The sequence below is a fragment of the Clostridium sp. ETTB3 genome (assembly GCF_053571985.1).
Genome location: NZ_CP199832.1, coordinates 2,685,001 through 2,690,000 on the forward strand (window position 1 = coordinate 2,685,001; position 5,000 = coordinate 2,690,000).

3 protein-coding genes, 2 rRNA genes and 1 pseudogene (1 of these 6 running past the window's edge) are annotated in these 5,000 nt (G+C 37.7%); 2 read left to right on the top strand and 4 right to left on the bottom strand.

Annotated features, from left to right (window positions below; genetic code table 11):
• Positions 1-66: 66 nt before the first annotated feature.
• Positions 67-357 carry an IS200/IS605 family transposase gene (tnpA, locus tag ACUN06_RS12810; protein WP_449389923.1) on the bottom strand — a complete coding sequence of 97 codons (291 nt, stop codon included), beginning with the start codon at positions 355-357 and terminating at the stop codon, positions 67-69.
• A gap of 105 nt (positions 358-462) precedes the next feature.
• Between tnpA and istA the strand changes: the two genes are divergently transcribed.
• Both istA and istB read left to right on the top strand, forming a co-directional pair.
• Entirely contained in the window at positions 463-1,665 is a 1,203-nt protein-coding gene (gene istA, locus ACUN06_RS12815; protein ID WP_370778846.1) for an IS21 family transposase, read from the top strand.
• Between the two features lie 17 nt (positions 1,666-1,682).
• On the top strand, positions 1,683-2,447 hold the full coding sequence (gene istB / locus ACUN06_RS12820) for an IS21-like element helper ATPase IstB (protein WP_148325070.1): 765 nt from the start codon (positions 1,683-1,685) through the stop codon (positions 2,445-2,447).
• Positions 2,448-2,543: 96 nt separating this feature from the next.
• On the opposite strand, the pseudogene ACUN06_RS12825 reads toward istB, so the two are convergent.
• The 3 genes and pseudogenes from ACUN06_RS12825 to ACUN06_RS12835 form a co-directional block, all read right to left on the bottom strand.
• A pseudogene (locus ACUN06_RS12825) lies at positions 2,544-2,666 on the bottom strand (transposase); the annotation flags it as partial.
• 166 nt (positions 2,667-2,832) lie between these two features.
• Positions 2,833-2,949: ribosomal RNA gene (gene rrf / locus ACUN06_RS12830) — 5S ribosomal RNA — on the bottom strand.
• A 114-nt stretch (positions 2,950-3,063) separates the two neighbouring features.
• Positions 3,064-5,000, bottom strand: a 23S ribosomal RNA gene (locus ACUN06_RS12835); it runs 971 nt beyond the window's last position.

A 5,000-nucleotide genomic window follows, 5' to 3' on the forward strand; every position in this document is an offset into this window, starting at 1 on the left:
CCTATAAGGGCAAATTGCTAGCTTGCATCTTAAGAGGCATAAATGGTCCAGCAGTCGCATTTTATTTTACTTGCTACCCTTAAAAGTGTCGTTATACTCTTTAAAACTTATTTGATCCGCTATCATATCTTCACGGTCTTGATTTCTGATATACTCTTCAATTGCCTTTTGATTTCTTCCTACAGTATCAACATAAAATCCCCTACACCAAAAATATCTGTTTCCATAATTATATTTCAAGTGTGAGAATCTCTCAAATATCATAAGACTACTTTTACCTTTTAAATATCCAACAAAACTTGAAATACTCATCTTTGGTGGTATCTCTACAAATATATATATGATATACGCAGGCATGCGCTTCGATTGTAAATGATAATATAACAATGAACAGAAAATGGAAAATAAAAATGTACAAAAATGATCATTAGTTATATCCTATTTATGGGAGGGATACTAATGATTATGAATTTACAAGGTCAATTAACTATATTAAAATCTATGAATATTAAACCTAACTTTTCAGAGTTAGCTAGAGAATATGATTTAGATCGAAGAACTGTGAAGAAATATTATGAGGGATATGAAGGTAAATCAAAAACTAGAAATAAAAGTAGTAGATTGGATCAATATTATATTGAAATAAAGGAAAAGCTTGCCATAAATGGCGTTACGATAAATGGAGTATATCAATATTTTAAAGATAAATATGGTGATATAGGAACTTATTCAAATTTTAATAAATATGTAAAACTTAAAAACCTGAAACCAAAGAAAGCCATAAGAGGACATGCTAGATTCGAAACACCGCCTGGCAAGCAAGCCCAAGTTGATTGGAAGGAAGATATTAAGTTAACTTCAAAATATGGTGAAGTTTTTATTTTCAATGTATTTTCTTATAAGTTAGGAAATTCAAGATTCTGTTGTTTTACTTATAAAAAAAATAAAACACAACAAGATGTATTTGAAAGCCTAATAGAATCTTTTAAAATGACAGGAGGTGTTCCTAAGGAAATTTTATTTGACAATATGAAAACAGTTGTTGATATAACTAAAGATGGAAGAAAAATAAATAGCAAGCTAAAAGCTTTTGCGGATGACTTTGGATTTAAAATTACATTGTGTAAACCAAGGCATTCTTATACCAAAGGAAAAGTAGAATCTGCAAATAAATTTGTAGAATGGATATTACCTTATGATGGAGAATTTGAAAATGAATCAGACATCATTGAACTGCTTCAAAGAATAAATTCTAAGGTTAATCAAGCACCAAACCAAGCAACTAACATTCCACCTATATTATTATTTCAAAAAGAAAAGGAGTATCTACTTCCCTTACCAAGTAATCATATCATAGAATCCTATATGAACTACGACCGTCAAACCAAAGTTCATAAGGATTCACTAATAACTTATAAAGGAAGTAAATACTCTGTACCACCTAAATATATAGGTAAATCTGTAACTCTTAGAAGAATAGATAAAGAATTACAAATATATTTTAACACAGATTTAATTTCAACACATCAATTAAGTGATAATAAGATTAATTATAATGAGTGTGATTATAAAGAAATTTTAGGATCAGTGTTAAAAAATAAGAGTACGGATGATATAGAATCGCTAGCGGAAGCTAATTTAAAACAGTTTGATGCTTTTTTATAATTAAATAGGAGGATAATATGAATAACTATGTTAAATTACTAAATAATCTTGAGGAGTTAGGATTGCTTAATATCAAAGCTAGTATTGATAAATATATAGATCTAATTAACTCTGGAAATAAAAGTATTGTTGATGCTCTTTATGAGTTAAGTAATTTAGAAATTAATGCAAAATCTGATAGAGCTATGCAGGCATGTGTAAAAGTTGCTAACTTTCCATTTTTAAAGGAAGTTACAGATTTTGATTTTGATTTTCAACCTGCAATAAATAAGCAGCAGATACTTGATTTAATGACTTTAAGATTTATAGAAAATAAAGAAAATATATTATTTGTAGGATCATCCGGCGTGGGTAAAACCCACCTGGCGACCTCTATTGGAATAGAATGTGCTAAGCATCGATATTCAACATATTTTATATCTTTTCAGGATTTAATTTCTCAATTAAAGAAAGCTTTATCTGAAAATAGATTAGATATAAGACTTCGTCATTTTTGTAAATATAAGATTTTAATAATAGATGAAATAGGATATTTACCTATAGATATTGATGCAGCAAATCTTTTCTTTCAATTAATATCTAAAAGATATGAAAAACATTGTACAATAATAACTACTAATACTAATTTTTCTAAATGGTCTGATATTTTTGGAAATTCTGTTATCGCAAATGCGATATTAGATAGACTTTTACATCACTCTCATATTATATCTGTAAAAGGACCTTCTTATAGAACTAAATCAAAATTAGAACATTTAGAAAGCTCTTTGACTAAGATGTAAATTCTAATTATTGTACATAATTATTTTCCACTTTTTATACAAAAATATATTGACATTTACATCGATAATTGTAACACCTTTCCACCCGCAAAGTTATCTTAATATATTTCCTATTTCTTTCTTTAACTCTCCATATATTTCTTTTCTCCTAAATTTAGGTACAAAGACTATATGGTATTTATACTTATATTTCGTATGTGATAGACTATTGTTATCCATTATATAGATCCTCATTTTGTCTATTAAATTTGGCTGCAAACCTTTTTTAATTATTGACAAAAGGAGTTTTTTATATACTCACCGCTTAAGCTACTCTGAACATACCTGTACAGCAGGCAGTATTCATTTATACAAAAAAAGCATCTAGTTTAATACTAGATGCTTTACCTGGCAACGTTCTACTCTCCCACACTGTCACCCATGCAGTACCATTGACGCTGTAGAGCTTAACTGTCCTGTTCGGAATGGGAAGGAGTGTTTCCTCTACGCCATCATCACCAGATACTATAGTTTTCTAAATCTTCGATTTAGTTAAAACTTTGTACTCCTCAACTTTGTTGAGTGAGTTTTTTTAGAGATTGTTATCTCAAAATTGCACATGAATTATCTTATATTATTGGTCAAGCCCTCGACCTATTAGTATCAGTCAGCTACATACGTTACCGCACTTCCACCTCTGACCTATCAACCTTGTGTTCTTCAAGGGGTCTTACTAGCTTATGCTATGGGAAATCTCATCTTGAGGGGGGCTTCACGCTTAGATGCTTTCAGCGTTTATCCCTTCCCGACTTAGCTACCCAGCCATGCTCTTGGCAGAACAACTGGTGCACCAGAGGTCAGTCCATCCCGGTCCTCTCGTACTAAGGACAGCTCCTCTCAAATTTCCTACGCCCGCGACGGATAGGGACCGAACTGTCTCACGACGTTCTGAACCCAGCTCGCGTGCCGCTTTAATGGGCGAACAGCCCAACCCTTGGGACCTACTACAGCCCCAGGATGCGACGAGCCGACATCGAGGTGCCAAACCTCCCCGTCGATGTGGACTCTTGGGGGAGATCAGCCTGTTATCCCCGAGGTAGCTTTTATCCGTTGAGCGATGGCCCTCCCACGAGGTACCACCGGATCACTAAGCCCGACTTTCGTCCCTGCTCGACTTGTAGGTCTCGCAGTCAGGCTCCCTTCTGCCTTTGCACTCTACGAACGATTTCCGACCGTTCTGAGGGAACCTTTGGGCGCCTCCGTTACTTTTTAGGAGGCGACCGCCCCAGTCAAACTGCCCACCTAACAATGTCCAGTCACCAGATTCATGGCGTCCTGTTAGAACCCCAGTACTGTCAGGGTGGTATCCCAAGGTTGACTCCACTAAGGCTGACGCCCTAGTTTCCCAGTCTCCCACCTATCCTGTACAGACAATACCGGAATTCAATGCTAAGCTACAGTAAAGCTCTACGGGGTCTTTCCGTCCAATCGCGGGTAGCGAGCATCTTCACTCGCACTACAACTTCGCCGGATTTGCAGTTGAGACAGTGCCCAAGTCATTACGCCATTCGTGCGGGTCAGAACTTACCTGACAAGGAATTTCGCTACCTTAGGACCGTTATAGTTACGGCCGCCGTTTACTGGGGCTTAAGTTCACACCTTCGCTTGCGCTAAGTGTTCCCCTTAACCTTCCAGCACCGGGCAGGCGTCAGCCCCTATACATCAGCTTACGCTTTAGCAGAGACCTGTGTTTTTGCTAAACAGTTGCTTGGGCCTATTCTCTGCGGCCTGCTCTCGCAGGCACCCCTTCTCGCGAACTTACGGGGTCAATTTGCCTAGTTCCTTAACTGCAATTCTTCCGCCGGCCTTAGGATTCTCTCCTCATCTACCTGTGTCGGTTTGCGGTACGGGCACTACTTCTCTCTCTAGATGCTTTTCTTGGAAGCATGGAATCATGTACTTCGGTCTTAATGACCTTCCCCATCACGCCTCAGAATTGTTACAGCGGATTTGCCTACCGTAACTTCCTAAACGCTTAGACTAGCATTTCCAATCGCTAGCACACACTATCCTTCTCCGTCACACCCTCGATAATAACGATGGTAGTGGTATCGGAATATCAACCGATTGTCCATCGCCTACGCCTTTCGGCCTCGGCTTAGGTCCCGACTAACCCTCAGCGGACGAGCCTTCCTGAGGAAACCTTAGATATTCGGCCTGTAGGATTCTCACCTACATCTCGCTACTAATGCCAACATTCTCACTCGTAATCAGTCCACCGCTCCTTCCGGTACGACTTCAGCCCGATTACGACGCTCCCCTACCACTTGCAATTACTTGCAAATCCGTAGCTTCGGTGGTAAGTTTAGCCCCGGTACATTTTCGGCGCAGGATCTCTCGACTAGTGAGCTATTACGCACTCTTTAAATGAGTGGCTGCTTCTAAGCCAACATCCTAGTTGTCTTAGAAATCCCACATCCTTTTCCACTTAACTTACACTTTGGGACCTTAGCTGACGGTCTGGGCTGTTTCCCTTTTGACCACGGATCTTATCATTCGTAGTCTGACTGCCGG